The sequence below is a fragment of the Paenibacillus sp. WG02 genome, assembly GCF_055396115.1.
Genome location: NZ_AP036016.1, coordinates 1230500 through 1247268, shown reverse-complemented (window position 1 = coordinate 1247268; position 16769 = coordinate 1230500). Strand labels below are relative to the sequence as shown.

Sequence of the window (16769 nt, the reverse complement as noted above, 5' to 3'; positions counted from 1 at the left end):
TTTACCGAAAATCCTCTTCAGACCAAGGGCCCTCAGGCCCGTCGCGTGAATACGGTGTTAGGCGACTCCTTTGAAGTACCAACAAAATCTTTAAAATTACATCGAATCTATCCAATCACTAAACTCTTTTATGCTTTCATTTGGATTTATTTCTTTATTAATTTCAGCTATCAAATCGTAATATTCTAATTCGTGAATAATTATAGGAATCTCTTTGTTGAACTTGCTTACAATTACACCATTTGCGTGTAGTCTTCTAACTACATTTTTTATAATTTTATAAAAATCATCTTTCATTCTTTCACCTAACTCAAGTATTCGGTCAAAATTTTCCTCTTCTTCTTTGTCAGTATAATACCACGGAGATTCTAATACCCAATTCTCCCTCATCAATTCTTCTTCCCAATTATCCTTTAGAGATGTATTGCCAATTACTACTTCTTCATTTTGTAACCAGAATGCATAATTCCATCTAGCCTCTAGATCACTTGATGCCTTCGAGATATTATTAAGGTAGTTACTAGATGTGTTGTATCCAAAAATTAACCGGGGTTTCCTATAATCATCATTTTCAAAATCAATATAGAATGATAAAACATATATTTCGTTAACAAGCTCTGAATCAAAACCGAAAATTCTATTCTTTACTGTTTGATAAATATATTCTTCCATGAATTCGTCCCCCAAATTAATATTTACTTACGAGAGTTTCGCCAATCTGCTATTACATGAAATTTGCAGATATTTAAGTATTCGCAACCAAACAATAATTTCCTTTTTTTGTAACTATCCTGCCCGATCGTATAGTTTAATCATAAGTGAGCAAAAAACTTTAGAAAATCGGGCTATCTTATGCCTGCTGCGTCGATGATCATAAGCGGGTGCGGATTATCCATGGCACAGCCGTCAACGATGAGTGTTGCTATCGGATCAATCTCACCGAACGAAATCGGCAAAACATCTGGAGTTAATATTGAAATGAAACTTGATGCCGTAACCAGCGTGAAGCCCGTGTGAACATGTCAATCGCATTTTGAGAACAAAACAAAAAAAGGTCTGTCCCTGGATTTGGACATCCATGACGACAGACCTGACTACTCACATTCTCCAGCTTGTTTCTCCAGAAACGCACGAATGGAGGGATCCATGCACAATCCGATGGCGCGGCTATAAGCGGCACGGGCTTGTTCGTACCTCTGCATCCGCTTGAACAAATGGGCGCGCAGGGCCCAATAAGGTTGATAGCTCTTGACCGCATCGGCCGGTACTTCTTCCAGCAGCGCCATCCCGATTTCGGCTCCATGCGCCTCAGCAACGGCTGCCGCCCGGCCGACGATTGCGCCGATCGTTGGCGCGATACGCACGAGCCCCTCGTATAGCAACGCGATCGCTTCCCACTCCGTTCGGCCAGTCCAGGCACGCTGGGCGTGCACGGATTGAATCGCCGCTTCAAGCTGGAACCGCCCAATGCGGTTCCCTTGCGCGGCAACACGCAGGCAATGCTCCGCTTCCTCGATCATCGTGACTGACCAACGAGAATGATCCTGTTCAGTTATCGGAACATAGTCACCTGCCTCATTGCGCCGCACATGGCGGCGTGCTTCGCAGTGCAGCATAAGCGCCATCAATCCCAGCGCTTCTGGTTCCCCCGGCATGAACCGTAAGATCAGTCTTCCCATGAAAATCGCTTCTTCGGCCATTCCTTTCCGGCGTGGATCTACGCCGACCACATCATCCCAGCCGCTTCCATAGGCTGCATAGACAGCTTCAAGCACAGCTTCAAGGCGCTCAGGCCATTCGTCCTTTCCGGGCAAATCGAAAATAATGTCGTCGCTTTTCAGTTTTGCTTTCGCGCGGGTAAGGCGCTGCCCCATCGTTGCAGGCTTAACAACGAAGGCAGAAGCAATGCGGGCTGCGTCAAGGCCAAGCACGGACTGGAGCATGAGCGGTGTACGCACGACTGGATCAATTTCGGGATGGGCACAAATAAACAGCATCTTGAGCCGTTCATCCGGAAAAGACGCTTCGAGTTCGGCCCATTGCTGCGTATTTTTCGCCATTGCGATCAAAATCTGCTCCGCACCGGCATGCACTCGGGCATGCCGGGTACCGTCGATCAGTCTGCGCTGCGCAGCAGTAAGCAGCCAGGCCTCGGGATTATCCGGCACTCCTGCCGCAGGCCATGATTCCAGCGCGGCCAGGAAAGCGTCGGCAAGCGCATCCTCCGCTGAGGCTAGGTCACGCCAGCGCACAGCCAGAAAAGCAACCAGACGGCCGTAGGAATCACGGGCCGTCTGTTCAATCAGTTGATGAGCATGCATGGCGCTCATAACGAAACTGGATGCAAGTTAGGGCGAACCTCAACCGAGCTGCCGGGACAACGTGCTGCCCATTCCAATGCGGTGTCCAAATCTGGCACGTCGATGATCATCAAACCGCCAAGATGTTCCTTGGTTTCGGTGATCGGGCCATCCTGAACCAGCAATTCACCCCCCCTGAGGCTAAGCGTGGTTGCGGTTTCGGGGGCCTCGAGACCTGCACCGTTTACAACAATGCCTGAATCGAGCATCGCTTTGACATAATGGGCCCAGCTTGCGGCATATGCCTCCTTGTGAATCGGATCGTTTCGTTTGGCGAAATCCTCCGTCGTTTCATACATTAGCAGTGTGTAATTCATGGTTATTGCTCCTCTCACATTCATAATGCGTTGTTTCATGTCTTCACTATAATGACGATCCAGTTCGATGAATTTCTACATCATGAGAAATTTTTTTTTTGAATGTCAGATGACGCAACTCAGAATAAAAATTCCAATCCATCCATCGTGCAGAGCTAGGCATTAGTTAATTAGAAAATCAGTTGACCTGCTTTCGCCTGCTATCATTTCGGCTCCGGAGCACACCTTTGGTATAAATTTTTCGTCATCCTATTATGCTAAAATAATACCATATATTAGGACTATCCTGCCCGTTAGCGGAGTAAAGGGCTGCCACGCGGCAGCCCTTCAATTGTTTAACTAGCGTTCTCCGTTTAGTTTAACAATTTCCTTTTTAAAATAATATATTTTTACTTGTATATAGGATAGGTTCTTACTTTAAGTTAAAAATGCCCTTCCCAGTTTCCATACTTATTGGCAATGATGAATGTGTATGTGTTATAGTCCAAGATTCATTTTCTTTTCTTAAACAGAATGTGAATCTATTTGTCATCTGACGAAGTTTCTCTCTAGATTCGTTGTAAGCAGCGAACGTAACAGCACAATGAACGAAAGCGAGATTCGAATTTTCTTCAACTACTACATCATCAATATCGGTTTTGAGTAAAACACCTTCCTCGATTAAACCATTAAACCATTCTTTCACTATTTCCTTCCATTGAGAAATGCCGACGCACTCCCAGTTTTCCCAACAATCATAAATATGTATGTCAGAAGCGAATGTAGATACAAATCTCTCAACATCTTTCTCATAAATTGCAGATTTATAATTTTCCAGAACGTCCTGAACTTTATTAAAACCAAAACTCATGAATTCATCTCCTTTATTACTCTCATAAATTTATTTATTACAATTACTATCTTCTATGTCTACAACATGTTTTCCTACTTTCACTAAACTCCCGTTACTTGAATGAACAAAAAAAGAGAAGCTGCTACGATACAAGCTCCTCCGCTATCGTTCCTCGTTACTTCAACAAATTATTTGGCCGGCGGCGTTCTTTGGCCCATCAGCCGACAAAACCAGTCGTTGAAAACAATAGAGATAATGCTTTCTTAAGATAAAGGAAGTATCAGACCATCTGCATTAATGATGGTTAGAATGATGATTAACGCAGTAAAAACGATGGCCGCTGCTGTTTTACTGATTGGATCTTTGACCCTGAAATGCGCGAGACACGCCAATAACATAGTGACTCCAAGCCAAATGCCAGCCCATGCGACCGCCCCTACATACCAGTAGCCGATGATGAGTAATGCTGCTCCGACTAACTGGACGATACCTGTGACGACACGAAACCACTGCGGTAGTCCAAGATTCTTGAAAATATCAACCCAGTATTTGGCCCCTGCGATCTTGGCGCCTCCTGAAAAGGCATAGTATACGACTAGCAAACTTTGAAGAACGATGGAAAATACAGTCATTAGGATTTCCTCCCTTTTTTTAAGTACCATAAATTTCGTATTACCATTCTGCCAACATCTTTTCGAGCTGCCCACTCACTCCCACCTAATTGATTACTGGCGACCTTTTGTAAGGATTCGGAACGTGATGCCGAATTTATCCGTAACATTGCCGTAAGCGGGGCTGAAGAAACTAGCTTGAAGCGGATCGTTCACTTGACCATCTTCCTTCAATGCTTCAAAATATTTGGTAGCTTTATCTTTATCGTTGGTTTGAACAACGATGGTGATTTGTGTTCCCTTCTCGTAGGTGCTTCCAGTGATATGATCTGTAATCTGTAGTTCCGAATCGCCGATTTTCAAGATAGCGTAATTAACCTGGTCCTTCTTTTCCGGAGGCAGTGGAGCTTTGGGATCTTCCGGCATGTCACCGAATCGCAGCATATAGGCGACCTTGGCATCCAATGCCTTCACGTAAAAATCTATTGCTTCCTGGGCACTTCCGTTCATTTCAAGAAAAGGGATCAAACAAGTACTCACAACAATCATCTCCTTAGTTTAAATGTTCTTTCCGGGAAACCCTCGGTATTCTTCGTATGATCAGTTTTCCCTTGTCACTTACTATGTCGTAAGTCAGCAAGGAAACGTGACGGATACGGTGAAATTTTTTTTAGGATAAGAAAATGCAGATTTCGTACATCTCCGTTGTCACGTTTGCCCAGTTTCGTACGACATATAAGTAAAAAGGAACCGAAGGAAGGAATGTGATGTATGAACGATCATGATTGGCTTGTGGGACAATTCGAGGCGCATCGAAATCATCTGCAAACGGTGGCTTACCGGATGCTCGGATCTTCAAGCGAAGCGGATGATGCTGTACAGGAGTCATGGATTCGTCTTAGCCGCACCGATACTAGAGATGTCGAGAATATGGGGGGATGGCTGACAACGATCGTCTCTAGGGTGTGTCTGGATATGCTGCGAACTCGTAAATCGCGGCGTGAGGAACTTACGCTGGTGAATGTACCTGAACCGGTTAATAGCCGTCAGGACGAAAGCAATCCTGAGCACGAAACATTGTTGGCCGACTCTGTTGGTCTTGCGATGCTGATGGTCCTTGGAAATTTGAATCCCGCCGAACGCATCTCATTCGTATTGCACGATATTTTCGCCTTATCTTACTCGGAGATCGCCCCGATTATAGGGCGTAACGAGGTTGCAGCCAGACAACTTGCGAGCCGTGCACGCCGTCGGGTACAGGGAGCAAAAGCGACAGCGGATTCGGAGGAGTTCAAGCGAAAACGGGAGCTTGTAGATGCTTTCCTAGCTGCGTCGCGCTCAGGAGATTTTGAGAAGCTTCTTGCGGTATTAGACCCCGATGTCGTGCTCCGAAACGATCCTGCATTTCCACCGGTCGCAGCATGGCCACTTGTTCACGGTGCGGAAGCTGTGGCCAAGGGCTTCGCTGGTCGCGCCCAGGGTGCACGGCTGGTGCTCGTGAACGGATCTGTAGGCGTGGTTGTTGCTCCTCGCGGTCAAATGCTTTTCGTACTCGAACTCAAAATTGTGGATGGCAAGATCACCGAGATCGACATGATTGCCGATCAAGCGCGCGTTCGCCAGCTCGACTTAGCAGAAATGAAGGATTGATGGGTGTACAACTTTATATGATGACCCGTCAATAGGTACAGATTCTTGTTATGGCACTTCCGCAAGATGTTATACCGGTAATAGACCGCGATTTTCGCGGTCTATTATTTATGACTCTCAACAATTGTTGTCCAACGAGAATGGTACCAGCTTCCAAGTCTTCACCTGATTTGTCGAAATTTTTTAGAAAAAGACGTACGCTTGCGTATGGTCAAATAAGTATGCTTGATCCCAGATGTATCTTTGATCCTTGTTGTTTTTTGATGCCCGTCCAAGTTTTCCATTTAGATCCATTAATGCAGACTCAATTAATTCGGATCTCACGGGTCCCCATGCCTCTTGTTTTTGTCTAACGTAGTTCAAGCTCTCAACCAAGGTCAGACCTTTTATTCGCTGAAAAGGAGCAGCCCACAAAACCGTATCACACTTCATGCTTTTACAAGGGATCGCAAATCCCCTTAACCCACATGCTCCCGTCTTTGTAGAGAGAGCAATTAGCCCACAGACATAAGCTGTGCTGTGTTCAAATAAGAGCTTTTCTGTAAGCTCACTGTCAAATCGAAAACATTCTATTTGGGTAATCTTACAATGCTTCAAACTTTCAAACGAAAGATCTATAACCGAATTTTTCAAATTTAACGAAGAACTACGAAGGGTACGAGTATCCTGGTGATACTCGATTGTCTCATTCATCGTAAAAGTGATCCCTTGGTTTAAAATCTCTTTGGCTGGCAGATTGTCAGGTATCGTGATCGCCATCCTGTTCCCTCCTATTACACTAGTTTTGTTTGTTAATGCAAACAAAAATGACCTTCCCTGGAATTAGAGAAAGGTCATAAAAATTCAAAGTCATATCCTCACTCTTATCTCCCAGATTCGCTTAAGATCAGCGTTTCCGCAAGAATTAGCACCGTGCATTCCTTGTTTAACAAGGGTTTGTCGGTTGCCGGGTTTCATCGGGCTAGTCCCTCCACCTGCTCTTGATAAGAAAATTCAACATATTCAATTATTTCTATATTACTATAAAGTTCTCCGATGTCAAGGGATTTAACACTCCCTGATCAATCAGCCCAATTTGCCTACTCAATACCAACTTGTAAATACAGAAGAAGTCCCATAGGCTAACGGAAATGCTGCTCCGACCATCAGTACTGGTCCCCACCAAGTGAAGAAAGAGATCCCCATGCATAGGCTGATTAAGATCAGCGCCGGCAATACAAGGATAGGAATTGCAGATTGTAGAGCTTGATGTTTCGTTGTGTCCTGTATAGGAAACAGAGTCAGAAACGGAGCTGTCAATTCATCCTTACAGAAAGATTTTCTCCAAAATACCAATAGGCATGCAGCAAGGATCCAGATCGTAATTTTAAGGGCACCCGGCAAAATAAACATAGCTCCACCGATCACAGCAACGAACTGTATCGTTTGTTTCCACTGTGTACCATTTCTAAAAAAGGATTTCGTTAATAAATCAGCGATTCCGTTGCCGGCACCTTTCCCTTTGAACAAGCGCTGCGATTTCCCGAATAAAAGGGGATACTTCCGTGTCGGTTTTCTTTTCCGCTCAACAACACGAATTAACATCAGGGAGACAATGCGCATCCGTGAATCTCTTTCTCTAGCGATATCAGCGAAGAAAGCGCCTTTCTCTTGCAGCCGTATTCGGCTTAAGAAAACAACCAGCACTAGAAAAAGAAGAATTGCCGCCCAACTATAGGAAGTGTTATGACTTACCTCTGTAACTAACACTTGATACAAGAAGAAAAGTCCGACAAAAATCACAATCCGCAGCAACCAAAACACAATGCCATATACACGAAGTGCAAGCAATTGGCGAAGCAAGCCTAGGTTAATTTTCAGCAAATAGGTAAGCAACCATAAACAAATAACTTGCAACACGCTATAGGAATACGTTTGAACTAATAATGGAAGAAATACGAGCATCAATATTAACGTCGTGATTCCTTGCAACACTAGAGAGTATCTATAGCCAAGGAGCATGAGATGCCGAAACCATTTCTGGTTCTGTCGGAGGAAAAGCTGGTCCCCCTCTTCAACAAAGTATCGAATGGTTCCCAGCCATGTGAACACATAGAAGACCGCCGTAATCATAAACATCGATATCCAACTAAACCAAGATGGCTGAGTCGCCCACCAGGAGTAATATTGATAGCCAGCCACAATCATCAGTGGAATGACAAAATAAATCGCAATGACCCAATCCACAGCCATTCGCAAAGCCCGATACTGGAAATGCCAATCCGAGCGCACTCTTCGTGTGAAAACTTGAAAACTACTCTTCAACCCATGGTCCCCCTTCATAGTAACGAATGGAAGCAGTCGAACAATGGCGCGTCAGGCATGCCGCATTGCTGCTGAATGTCCTGCAGTGTTCCATTTGCTACCAATCTGCCACCTGAAAGAAGTACAAACGAACTGCAAATCCGCTCTGCTGTATCTAACACATGGGTACTCATCAGAATGCCTGCACCGCGCTTGCGTTCCTCATCCAACATCCCTAGGAAATCTTTGATCGCTTTCGGATCCAATCCAATGAAAGGCTCGTCCACAATATACACATCTGGTTTATTCAAAAAGCCGAGGATGAGCATAATTTTCTGCTGCATCCCTTTGGAAAATTTTCCGGGCAATTGATGCTTCTCGTCCAGCAGTCGAAACCGATGCAAGAGATCGTCTGCACGCTCTAGGAACACCGTTCGATCCAGATCGTAGACGGAAGCAGCAAATTCCATATGCTCCCATAATGTCAACTCATCATACAGGATTGGATGCTCCGGAATGTAACCATAGCTTTTTCGTTCACCCATAAAGGAGATTTTACCCTTAAAATCCTTCAATAATCCAAGGATGCTCTTAATCGTCGTACTCTTCCCAGCTCCATTTGGACCTAATAGCCCCACCAGTTCACCTTGTCGAACATCAAAGTGAACATTTTTAACAATATCTGGAACCTCATCATAACCAGCCTGATCGATATGCACTTCTAATACAGCTAAACGTTCTTCTGACATTCTCGGTCACGATCCCTTCTATCCCCATCATATATCACGGATCTACACATTTCCAATATCATATATTGGATTGATTTACGGAATATGAATATCGGGGCTATACACCAAATCCAAACCTGATGTTAAAATAAAGGAAATGGTTCTTTAGTCCTGGGAGGTTATTCATGTTTTCCTTTGTCCGTCTGCTCTGTTCCTCTTTCCTTCAGTACAAACTGCAGACTGCTCTTCTGCTTGCTGCTCTCTTGGTAGAGCTGGCCTTCGAAACGTTCATGCCGCTCAGCTATAAATTCATAATTGATTTGGCCATCGTTCCGCAGCAGTATAACCTGCTTCTGCTCATTCTGTCCTTGATGATTTCCGGCGCTCTTGCTTCAGTCGTGGTGGGCATGTACCGCGATCGCATGTTTGCAGGTCTCGGTTCCCGCATCGTGACGAATTACTATAAGCAGCTCTTTGAGAAGCTGCAGAGCCTATCTACCGACTTCTTCCATCGAATGAGCGGTGGCGACATCGTGTCTAGGTTCAATAATGATCTCATTTCCATCGATACGTTTATCAAGCTGATCCCCTATGCGCTTTTATCCATTCTAGGGCTTATTTTGAACGTAGCGGTGCTATTCGTCCTGCAATGGCAGCTTGCGCTGCTTGCAGTGATTGGATTGCCGCTCTGTCTGATTGGACCGAAATTATTCGGTCAGAAGGCTTACGATGCCAGTTATCAGTTAAAAGAAGAGCAGGCCAGCATCGCCACTGCCGTTCAGGAAAATGTGAGCGCACAACCGGTCATTAAAGCGTTCGGGCTTCAGCCGTTAATGATTGGGCGCTTTGCCGATCGTATGCTGCAATACGGGAAGTTATCCACCCGATCCAGCTTCTTAAATTTCCTGATCGACCGTACGACCAATTTGGGCACGATGATTTTGAACTTGATGACGATTTGCGTTGGATCGATGTTAGCTTACTACGGCATTCTCTCTATTGGTTCGCTGCTCGCCTTCAGCGCGATTCTACTGAGCCTGAGCTACCTGGTTGCGGCTATAACATGGCTTGCCCCTCAATTTATTGAAGCGACATCCGGTATGCAGCGAGTCCGTGAGCTGCTCGATGAGCAGCCGAGCGTTCCAAGCAACGAACAAGCCGATCTGTTGCCACATTTTGAACGCGACATTGAATTTCGCAACGTCACGTTCGCTTATAGCCCGGAGCAGCGTAGTTTGAACGGCATCAGCCTGACGATTCCCAAAGGCACCTTTGCTGCATTTGTTGGAGCCAGCGGCTCCGGTAAAAGCACGATCATTAACTTGCTGATGCGCTTCTATGATCCGCAAATGGGCTCCGTGCGCTACGACGGAACTGACATCCGTGAAATCGCGCTGCCATCGCTCCGTTCTCAAATCGGCATCGTGTTTCAGGAAAGCTTCCTCTTCCGATCCTCGATACGTGAAAATATTCGTCTCGGCAAACCTGAAGCTAGCGACGAGGAAGTGATGGAGGCAGCTCGCTTAGCCGAAATCCACGATTTCATCATGAGCCTTCCAGATGGGTACGATACGGATGTCGGCGAACGTGGTGGACGTCTGTCCGGTGGTCAGCGGCAGCGCGTCGCGATCGCCCGTGCCATTATTCGCAACCCGGCCATTCTTATCCTGGATGAAGCAACCTCGGCGCTTGACCCGTCCACAGAAGCAGCCATCAACAAGACGTTACAACAAATAACGGCCAATAGAACCGTCATATCCGTGACCCACCGACTCGCTTCGGCTGAGCATGCTGATTGTATCTATGTGCTGAATCAAGGCGAAATTGCCGAACAAGGCAGTCACCAGGAATTACTCAAGCTGCCGGAAGGACGTTATAAGCAATCGTGGACGAAGCAGACTGGCTTCGACATTAGCGAGGACGGCTATCATGTAGAGGTTAGTTCGGGGCGTCTGAAGCTATTTCCGATTTTTTCAGAAATGGATGAATCGTTATTACGGGACATCTCCCACTTTTTCGTGACGGAATCCTATGCCAAAGAGCGGACGATCATCCACGAAGGTGATCTGGGGGATAAGTTTTACATTATTGTAAGGGGCAAGGTCGAAGTGTTGAAAAAGAACAGCACCGGAACCAATGATCGGCTTGCCGTGCTGTCCGACGGCGATTTCTTTGGGGAAGTGGCGTTACTTCGCAACATTCCCCGAACGGCAACAATTCACACTCTAACACCGGTCGTCTTTATCACGCTGCAGCGCGAATTTTTCCAAGACTTAATGAAGCGTGCTCCTCATTTGACAACATTCTTGGAATCACGGTCAAAATGAATGGCCCGAATGGAATCCACCAATCGCTGCTCTTTAGCAGCGATTTCTACTTTATTTTGAAATTCCGGGCGAATGAGATGCGCCAGTGGCTGTACGACCTCATAGTAATGCTGGAAAGCGTCTAACGCCTGAGCATCCCACACATCAGCGTATTGCTGCAAATCGCCGGGCATCACTCGCGTTCGATCGGTTCCTTCCTCCGGGAAGCATTCAAACGGTTCATCCACATTCAGCGAGCCGTAATCATCGGTTAGCTGCTCCCCAGGGTGAATATCACGGACCGCGATTTCAATCTCGTACGCCGTTCCAATACAGTTGGCATGGAAGCTGTGATTCACATAACGGCCATTGTCCCAGCAAAGGATGTACTTCCCATCCTGATTGCGATAGGAGTACTTTAGAACTAGCTTCTTCCTATCTTCCTCGAGCGCCTGAACCGCTTCTGGCTCCAGAATTTGATCCAAATCATCGAGTGCCCAAGTAATCGTCCCTTTGGGAATAAGCCTGGTAGCGAAAACCCCGAAACCGATCTTGTCATCAATGTATCGCAATTCCGTATGCGGATGCATCATGTTTGTACTCTCCTTACCGAAAATCGGCGAAATTTGTCTTTTTATATTATATTATCGATTGGTTTGTCGATTCCTGCTTTTCCCAAGAAATTCATGATTCAAAGATTTCAAGAAGGTTCCGGTTCCCGATAAGCATCGACAAGGAACGCTGCGTGATCTTTGATGCTCTCGCGTAACGATTGTGGCTGTAACACGCGTGCGTACCGCCCCCAACTGAGTACCCATTGCAGAATATCTTGTTCATTTCGACAATGCAGCGTCGCAAGGACATCGTCCTCTCGTTCCTCCAAATTTGTTAAATAGAAAGAGGGATTTTCTCGAACCCAAGAAGCTGCCTCTTTTGCGAACGATACGGTCACTTCTACAAGAAAGTTTTGTTCTGGCTCATACTCACTCATCCGAAATTCGGAGGGACGCTCAAAGGTGCTTGTTAACAGAGCAACAGACTCCATACGTTCCAAACGAAATTGACGCAGTTCATTGCGCATGGTGCAATGACCCACGAAGTACCAGATTCCTCTCAAATGAATGAGTCCGTAAGGATGAGCGTTTCGTGTACACGAGGGTTCTTCGGATACATAAGGGGAAGATCGGCGGCTTCTATACGTAAAAGAGAGCTCACGTTGTTCCAAAACGGCTCTGCGTACAAGCCCTAATATTTCTTGATAGGATTCCGTGATGTTCGGGGCATGAAAAGCTTCGTCCAAGTTCAGAAGATGAATACTGTCACGCAGCTGTTGAACCTGTATCCGTTGCTTTTCAGGCATAATTGCCTCTATTTTCTCTTGTGCTGTATGCGAAACTTCAGCATATGTGCTGTCAAAAGTAGCAGCAACATAGTCGCTCCCGAGTAACAGCATGGACGCCTCTAGAGCCGTAAATTGAATCGGTGGTAGAAAGAACCCTTCCATGAGCTCATACCCAATACCTGGTGTTGAGCGGAGTGGTATGCCTGATATCGAGAGGGCCTCCATATCACGGTACACCGTACGGATGCTCATTTCGAAGCGTCTTGCCAAATCTTCGGCACGTACTACCCCTTTTCTCTGTAGTTCCAGAAGAATCGCTAGCATACGATCTGAACGTGTCATGAAAAATCCTCCGTTCTGCTCCTGACAATATGTTGTCAAGAGCAGGTTGTTATAATGAACATATTCTCACTTCAAGTAGGAGAATCCTACATCAGAAAAGGAGAAATTTCTCATGACAATCAAGATTGGGACCGACATCCAAGAATTTACAGCAGACTAATCATAAAAAGAGGAGCATTAAATTGTGGAAATTTGAACACAGCGTTACAACCTATGCGAAGGCGGAAACCACCTGGGGTCTTTACAGCAACATCGACACATGGAAAGAATGGGACGAAAAATTGAACTCGAGGCTGTGTGAATTATATGGAAAATAATAATCTTCGTTATTGGATCGGAGTTGTCTCTAAATCGCACGTCATGAGAGGAGTAGAAGGCGGGTTTGCACAATTGTGTCACGGAAAATCCTCTCCCTTAAAGCGAATGAGACAGGGAGATTGGCTAATCTATTACTCCCCAAAAACGGATTTAAACGGCGGTGAACCTTTACAGGCATTCACAGCAATTGGAAGAGTGAGAGATGACGAAGTGTACGAGTATCCTATGAGTGAAACCTTCATTCCATTTCGACGTAACATAGATTATTTTGAGTGTACGGAGGCTCCCGTCCATTCCCTCTTGAACAGAATGAGTTTCACCAAGGGAAACCGAAATTGGGGATATCGATTTCGCATGGGACACTTTGAAATTGATCTAATGGATTTCACAATTATTTCAGAGGCTATGAGAAAGCAATGAGTTTTCTACAATTGAATTCGTAAATGAATAAAGTGGGATCCCTTATTAAAATAAAGGATTCCACTTTTTGTTTTTAGAGTTTGTCCCTCACGTCCGTTTGGCTAATGGACTGTTCCGTTACTTGCAAACAAAAAAGGCCCCTCAAGGAGCCTTCTCTGTTCAAAAATAATTATTTAGGATAGCAAGATGAAAACGAAAGAGCTATTTATACCGGTTGAGTCTTTTTCAAATACGCCCGCCAAGTAATGCACCATTGCTTCGGATCGTCTAGAGACGACTCGTCGTTCCGGTGAACAGTACTGTTATGCGGAGCTGACCGCACAATATCCGGCTGTGTGTAGGCTTCATTCGAAATATGCTCCAGCGCATGGATGTATTCGTCCAGATCCTCTTTGGAATACGACTCTGTCGGTTCCAAGGTAAACGGCTGCTTCACGATATATGGGTGATGGGACGTCCAGTAGTGCAGGCCGAAATCACACATGCGGCGAGTGATATCCTCTGTCGTGACACCTGTCTCATCGGTAAGCTGCTTCCAGCTGTAGCGAACCTGCTCGAGGCGGCGTCCTTTGATATAAGGTGCGCTCGCTCCGCGGATTTGCAGGATTTTATGATACAGATAATTGTTGTTCAGAACCGCAATTTGGGCGACATCCTTCAGCCCATCCGGACCGAGGCTCATGATCCAAGCGTAAGAACGCAGGACCGTCTGTGCAACCCCGTGGAAGCTCCGTACTTTGCCAATGCTGTCTGCCGTCTGATTCGTCAAAACATAACGGCTTCCGTCGTAATCCACAAGCGGTCCAGGCAAGAAGCGTTTCAATTCCTCGCTTACACCAAGTGCACCCGTTGCTGGACCACCGCACATATGAGGAGCCGCAAATGTCTTATGCAGATTGAAGAAGCACATATCGAAGCCCGCTTCCTTCGCTCGCGTGATGCCAAGCAAGCCGTTTGCGTTGGCCTGATCGTAGAAGCAGACTCCGCCTGCTTCGTGGACAAGGTCGGTAAACTCGCGGATTCGGTGGTTATAGATGCCCGTATCCTCCGGGTTCGCAACGACAAAACCAGCTGTTCGCTCGGAGATGACACTCTTCAGCTTCTCTATGTCTGGGAAGCCATCTTCATCAGGATGCAGCGTGATGATTTTGTAGCCCTTAACTGCAGCTGTCGCCGCTTGGGAGGGGTGGGAGAAAATCGTCGTAATGATCTCATCCCGCTGATCCCCCTCACCCCGCGAATCATGATAAGCGCGAACGATGGAAGCCATCGCTAGCAAGGCTTGTGTGCCGCTGCTCGGTTGGAACGAGAAGGCATCCATTCCGCTGATCTCACGCATCGCAAGGTCCAGTTTATAGAAAATCTCCAGCATACCCTGCACGGAATCAGCTTCCTGTAGAGGATGGAGCTCCATCATATGGGGTGTGCGGATAAGCATTTCGTTGATGCGCGGAATATACTTCATCGTACATGTGCCTTGTCCGATCTCGACATTCAAATCGGAGCCAAGTGTCTCTTGGGATAGGCGTAGATAATGCCTAAGCACCTTTGCTTGGCCTATTTCGGGTAAAGCCGGCGCTGATTTTCGCTTCATAGAAGAAGGTATTCGTCCAATACCATCTCCCACTTCATCTGCAATGCCAGCCTCCGTTCCTGGCGGAATGACCCCTCGCTCACCCTGACGGTGAAGCTCAAATATAACCGGCTCATCCCATTTGGCTTGATGAAAATTACGGACTTTATGGTCTCTGCGAATTCGTTTCATGGCGTTCCGTCCTCTCTATATATGTCGATCACGGTTTGCGAACAATGGTTTGAATGGTATCTGCCAGACGATCTAGATCAGCCTGCGAATGAATTTCAGTAACGCAATAGAGGGCACATTGTCCCCAAGCCGGGAAAGAACCGGACAAATCTTTGCCTCCGAATATTCCTGCTTCTGACAGTTGCGCATTAATTTCAGCTACCGTTAGGCCTGTATCGTTGAAATCAACAACAAACTCCTTGAAGAAAGCTGTTTCTGCGAACCTAAGGGAAATGCCCGGAATAGCGGAGAGTTTCTTAGCCGCGTACTGCGACTTCTGCATGATGGTCTCGCCGACCTCCTGCATACCAGTTGGCCCAAGTAAAGATAAGTAGACACCTGCTGTTATGCCCCATAATGCGGTCTGGGTACCGACGGACTCCTTCCCTTTCTCACGAAGCGCGAAGGATGTGCGCTCATAAGCTACATCGCCGAAGCCATATTCGCCTTCTACCTCCGTCGGCACGATGCCGAACAACCGTGAAGGATATTCCATGACATAGGTCTCTTCATCGCGCGTCGCGATAAATCCGGCTTGCCCGCCGCCGTAGTTCATATGCATCCCCAGCGGCTGCAAATCTCCACAGACGATATCTGCGCCATATTGGCTCGGAGGCTGAAGAACGCCAAGTGAGATTGGGTCCACGCCAACGATGGAGATGGCATTCACGGAATGAGCAAGCTCCGAGATTTCTTGTCCTTGGTCTTCGATGATCCCGAGGTAACCAGGATTCTCGAAGTATACCGCAGCTATTTCGTTGGATAGCTTGCTGCGCAAATCATTCAAGTCCATTTTGCCGGTTGCCTCATCAATTTCAACAAAACGCAGCTCCATCACGGGTGTGCAGTAGTTGGTAATGATCATGACTTTGTCGGGATCGACTGACTTTGGAAGCAGTGCAACACTGCGGCCGGTAATGCGGCCCGCCATTCGAATCGCTGTTGAAGCCGCTTGTGCCCAGTCAAAGGTAGGGACATTAACGACGTCCATATCAACCAACTCAGCCATTAAACTTTGGTACTCGAAAAGGGTTTGGAATCGTCCGTGATCTTCATAAGGTTCACCGGCATATGCCGTAACGAACTCGGAACGCTGATTGATTTCGTCACAGACAGCCGGAATAAAATGCTGCCAGCAGCCCGCTCCGAGGAAATTCAGATAAGCGGAGCCGTGTTTGTTCTTGGCGAGCAATCCATCTATATGACGGCGCAGCTCATATTCCGTCATGGCTGGCGGGAGGTTCATCTCCCGATTCAGCTTCAAGCTATCTGGAATGGCGTCATGAAGCTGATCCATCGAGGTCAGGCCGATTTCCTTCAGCATCGCATCACGAACCTCAGGCACGGTATTCGGTATATAAGGATGGGCATAATTTCTGTTATTAGGCAAAGGTAACGCCTCCATTCGTCGTTTTCTAACTCATAGATTCTTACTACCAAGCGGAAGCTGGACGTG

At 46.5% G+C, this 16769-nt stretch carries 17 protein-coding genes and 1 riboswitch; of the genes, 4 read left to right on the top strand and 13 right to left on the bottom strand.

What is annotated here, in order from left to right; genetic code table 11:
• Positions 1-96: 96 nt before the first annotated feature.
• Positions 97-672 carry a hypothetical protein gene (locus tag ACBP55_RS05965; protein ID WP_464650489.1) on the bottom strand — a complete coding sequence of 192 codons (576 nt, stop codon included), beginning with the start codon at positions 670-672 and terminating at the stop codon, positions 97-99.
• Between the two features lie 222 nt (positions 673-894).
• Between ACBP55_RS05965 and ACBP55_RS05960 the strand changes: the two genes are divergently transcribed.
• A complete protein-coding gene (locus ACBP55_RS05960; RefSeq protein WP_464650487.1) occupies positions 895-1017 on the top strand; it encodes a hypothetical protein in 123 nt (40 codons plus the stop codon).
• A gap of 77 nt (positions 1018-1094) precedes the next feature.
• Here the strand turns inward: ACBP55_RS05960 and ACBP55_RS05955 are convergent, their stop codons facing one another.
• The 5 genes from ACBP55_RS05955 to ACBP55_RS05935 all read right to left on the bottom strand — a co-directional run bounded on the left by ACBP55_RS05955 (position 1095) and on the right by ACBP55_RS05935 (position 4669).
• On the bottom strand, positions 1095-2330 hold the full coding sequence (locus ACBP55_RS05955) for an RNA polymerase sigma factor (RefSeq protein WP_464650485.1): 1236 nt from the start codon (positions 2328-2330) through the stop codon (positions 1095-1097).
• Positions 2327-2677: a YciI family protein gene (locus ACBP55_RS05950; RefSeq protein WP_171642403.1), complete on the bottom strand. Its 351-nt coding sequence runs from the start codon at positions 2675-2677 to the stop codon at positions 2327-2329. The genes ACBP55_RS05955 and ACBP55_RS05950 overlap by 4 nt, the downstream gene beginning before the upstream one ends.
• A gap of 412 nt (positions 2678-3089) precedes the next feature.
• Positions 3090-3527, bottom strand: a complete 438-nt coding sequence (locus tag ACBP55_RS05945) for a YybH family protein (protein WP_464650483.1) — start codon at positions 3525-3527, stop codon at positions 3090-3092.
• A 245-nt stretch (positions 3528-3772) separates the two neighbouring features.
• Positions 3773-4141, bottom strand: coding sequence for a DoxX family protein (locus ACBP55_RS05940; RefSeq protein ID WP_464650482.1), 369 nt, complete (start codon positions 4139-4141; stop codon positions 3773-3775).
• Positions 4142-4234: 93 nt separating this feature from the next.
• Entirely contained in the window at positions 4235-4669 is a 435-nt protein-coding gene (locus ACBP55_RS05935) for a VOC family protein (RefSeq protein ID WP_307720068.1), read from the bottom strand.
• Positions 4670-4891: 222 nt separating this feature from the next.
• Here ACBP55_RS05935 and ACBP55_RS05930 point away from each other — a divergent pair, with 222 nt between their 5' ends.
• Positions 4892-5770 (top strand): sigma-70 family RNA polymerase sigma factor, encoded by an 879-nt coding sequence (locus ACBP55_RS05930; RefSeq protein WP_464650479.1) that lies wholly within the window; start codon positions 4892-4894, stop codon positions 5768-5770.
• A 183-nt stretch (positions 5771-5953) separates the two neighbouring features.
• On the opposite strand, the gene ACBP55_RS05925 is transcribed toward ACBP55_RS05930, so the two are convergent.
• The 3 genes from ACBP55_RS05925 to ACBP55_RS05915 all read right to left on the bottom strand — a co-directional run bounded on the left by ACBP55_RS05925 (position 5954) and on the right by ACBP55_RS05915 (position 8802).
• Positions 5954-6529, bottom strand: a complete 576-nt coding sequence (locus ACBP55_RS05925; protein ID WP_464650477.1) for a hypothetical protein — start codon at positions 6527-6529, stop codon at positions 5954-5956.
• A gap of 101 nt (positions 6530-6630) precedes the next feature.
• Positions 6631-6760, bottom strand: a riboswitch (SAM riboswitch).
• Between the two features lie 93 nt (positions 6761-6853).
• A complete protein-coding gene (locus ACBP55_RS05920; protein ID WP_464650475.1) occupies positions 6854-8074 on the bottom strand; it encodes an ABC transporter permease in 1221 nt (406 codons plus the stop codon).
• A 14-nt stretch (positions 8075-8088) separates the two neighbouring features.
• Positions 8089-8802 carry an ABC transporter ATP-binding protein gene (locus tag ACBP55_RS05915; protein WP_464650474.1) on the bottom strand — a complete coding sequence of 238 codons (714 nt, stop codon included), beginning with the start codon at positions 8800-8802 and terminating at the stop codon, positions 8089-8091.
• 164 nt (positions 8803-8966) lie between these two features.
• Here ACBP55_RS05915 and ACBP55_RS05910 point away from each other — a divergent pair, with 164 nt between their 5' ends.
• Entirely contained in the window at positions 8967-11108 is a 2142-nt protein-coding gene (locus tag ACBP55_RS05910; RefSeq protein WP_464650472.1) for an ATP-binding cassette domain-containing protein, read from the top strand.
• Here the strand turns inward: ACBP55_RS05910 and ACBP55_RS05905 are convergent.
• The gene (locus tag ACBP55_RS05905) at positions 11072-11680 is read right to left on the bottom strand and encodes an SET domain-containing protein (protein WP_268616433.1); all 609 of its coding nucleotides are present in this window, start codon (positions 11678-11680) and stop codon (positions 11072-11074) included. The genes ACBP55_RS05910 and ACBP55_RS05905 overlap by 37 nt on opposite strands.
• Before the next feature lie 107 nt (positions 11681-11787).
• Positions 11788-12771 (bottom strand): helix-turn-helix transcriptional regulator, encoded by a 984-nt coding sequence (locus ACBP55_RS05900; protein ID WP_464650469.1) that lies wholly within the window; start codon positions 12769-12771, stop codon positions 11788-11790.
• 306 nt (positions 12772-13077) lie between these two features.
• Between ACBP55_RS05900 and ACBP55_RS05895 the strand changes: the two genes are divergently transcribed.
• A complete protein-coding gene (locus ACBP55_RS05895; protein WP_464650467.1) occupies positions 13078-13509 on the top strand; it encodes an EVE domain-containing protein in 432 nt (143 codons plus the stop codon).
• 205 nt (positions 13510-13714) lie between these two features.
• Here ACBP55_RS05895 and gcvPB read toward each other — a convergent pair whose 3' ends face one another.
• Both gcvPB and gcvPA read right to left on the bottom strand, forming a co-directional pair.
• Positions 13715-15274: an aminomethyl-transferring glycine dehydrogenase subunit GcvPB gene (gene gcvPB, locus ACBP55_RS05890; RefSeq protein WP_464650465.1), complete on the bottom strand. Its 1560-nt coding sequence runs from the start codon at positions 15272-15274 to the stop codon at positions 13715-13717.
• Positions 15275-15302: 28 nt separating this feature from the next.
• On the bottom strand, positions 15303-16703 hold the full coding sequence (gcvPA, locus tag ACBP55_RS05885) for an aminomethyl-transferring glycine dehydrogenase subunit GcvPA (protein WP_464650463.1): 1401 nt from the start codon (positions 16701-16703) through the stop codon (positions 15303-15305).
• Positions 16704-16769 lie beyond the last annotated feature (66 nt).

What these genes read in the sequence shown, in the direction of transcription:
- ACBP55_RS05915 (WP_464650474.1), bottom strand. Translation starts at nt 8,802, where the DNA reads ATGTCAGAAGAACGTTTAGCTGTATTAGAAGTGCATATCGATCAGGCT.
- gcvPB (WP_464650465.1), bottom strand. Translation starts at nt 15,274, where the DNA reads ATGAAACGAATTCGCAGAGACCATAAAGTCCGTAATTTTCATCAAGCC.
- ACBP55_RS05960 (WP_464650487.1), top strand. Translation starts at nt 895, where the DNA reads ATGGCACAGCCGTCAACGATGAGTGTTGCTATCGGATCAATCTCACCG.
- ACBP55_RS05905 (WP_268616433.1), bottom strand. Translation starts at nt 11,680, where the DNA reads ATGATGCATCCGCATACGGAATTGCGATACATTGATGACAAGATCGGT.
- ACBP55_RS05930 (WP_464650479.1), top strand. Translation starts at nt 4,892, where the DNA reads ATGAACGATCATGATTGGCTTGTGGGACAATTCGAGGCGCATCGAAAT.
- ACBP55_RS05900 (WP_464650469.1), bottom strand. Translation starts at nt 12,771, where the DNA reads ATGACACGTTCAGATCGTATGCTAGCGATTCTTCTGGAACTACAGAGA.
- ACBP55_RS05940 (WP_464650482.1), bottom strand. Translation starts at nt 4,141, where the DNA reads ATGACTGTATTTTCCATCGTTCTTCAAAGTTTGCTAGTCGTATACTAT.
- ACBP55_RS05965 (WP_464650489.1), bottom strand. Translation starts at nt 672, where the DNA reads ATGGAAGAATATATTTATCAAACAGTAAAGAATAGAATTTTCGGTTTT.
- ACBP55_RS05945 (WP_464650483.1), bottom strand. Translation starts at nt 3,527, where the DNA reads ATGAGTTTTGGTTTTAATAAAGTTCAGGACGTTCTGGAAAATTATAAA.
- ACBP55_RS05935 (WP_307720068.1), bottom strand. Translation starts at nt 4,669, where the DNA reads ATGATTGTTGTGAGTACTTGTTTGATCCCTTTTCTTGAAATGAACGGA.
- ACBP55_RS05925 (WP_464650477.1), bottom strand. Translation starts at nt 6,529, where the DNA reads ATGGCGATCACGATACCTGACAATCTGCCAGCCAAAGAGATTTTAAAC.
- ACBP55_RS05895 (WP_464650467.1), top strand. Translation starts at nt 13,078, where the DNA reads ATGGAAAATAATAATCTTCGTTATTGGATCGGAGTTGTCTCTAAATCG.
- ACBP55_RS05955 (WP_464650485.1), bottom strand. Translation starts at nt 2,330, where the DNA reads ATGAGCGCCATGCATGCTCATCAACTGATTGAACAGACGGCCCGTGAT.
- ACBP55_RS05950 (WP_171642403.1), bottom strand. Translation starts at nt 2,677, where the DNA reads ATGAATTACACACTGCTAATGTATGAAACGACGGAGGATTTCGCCAAA.
- ACBP55_RS05910 (WP_464650472.1), top strand. Translation starts at nt 8,967, where the DNA reads ATGTTTTCCTTTGTCCGTCTGCTCTGTTCCTCTTTCCTTCAGTACAAA.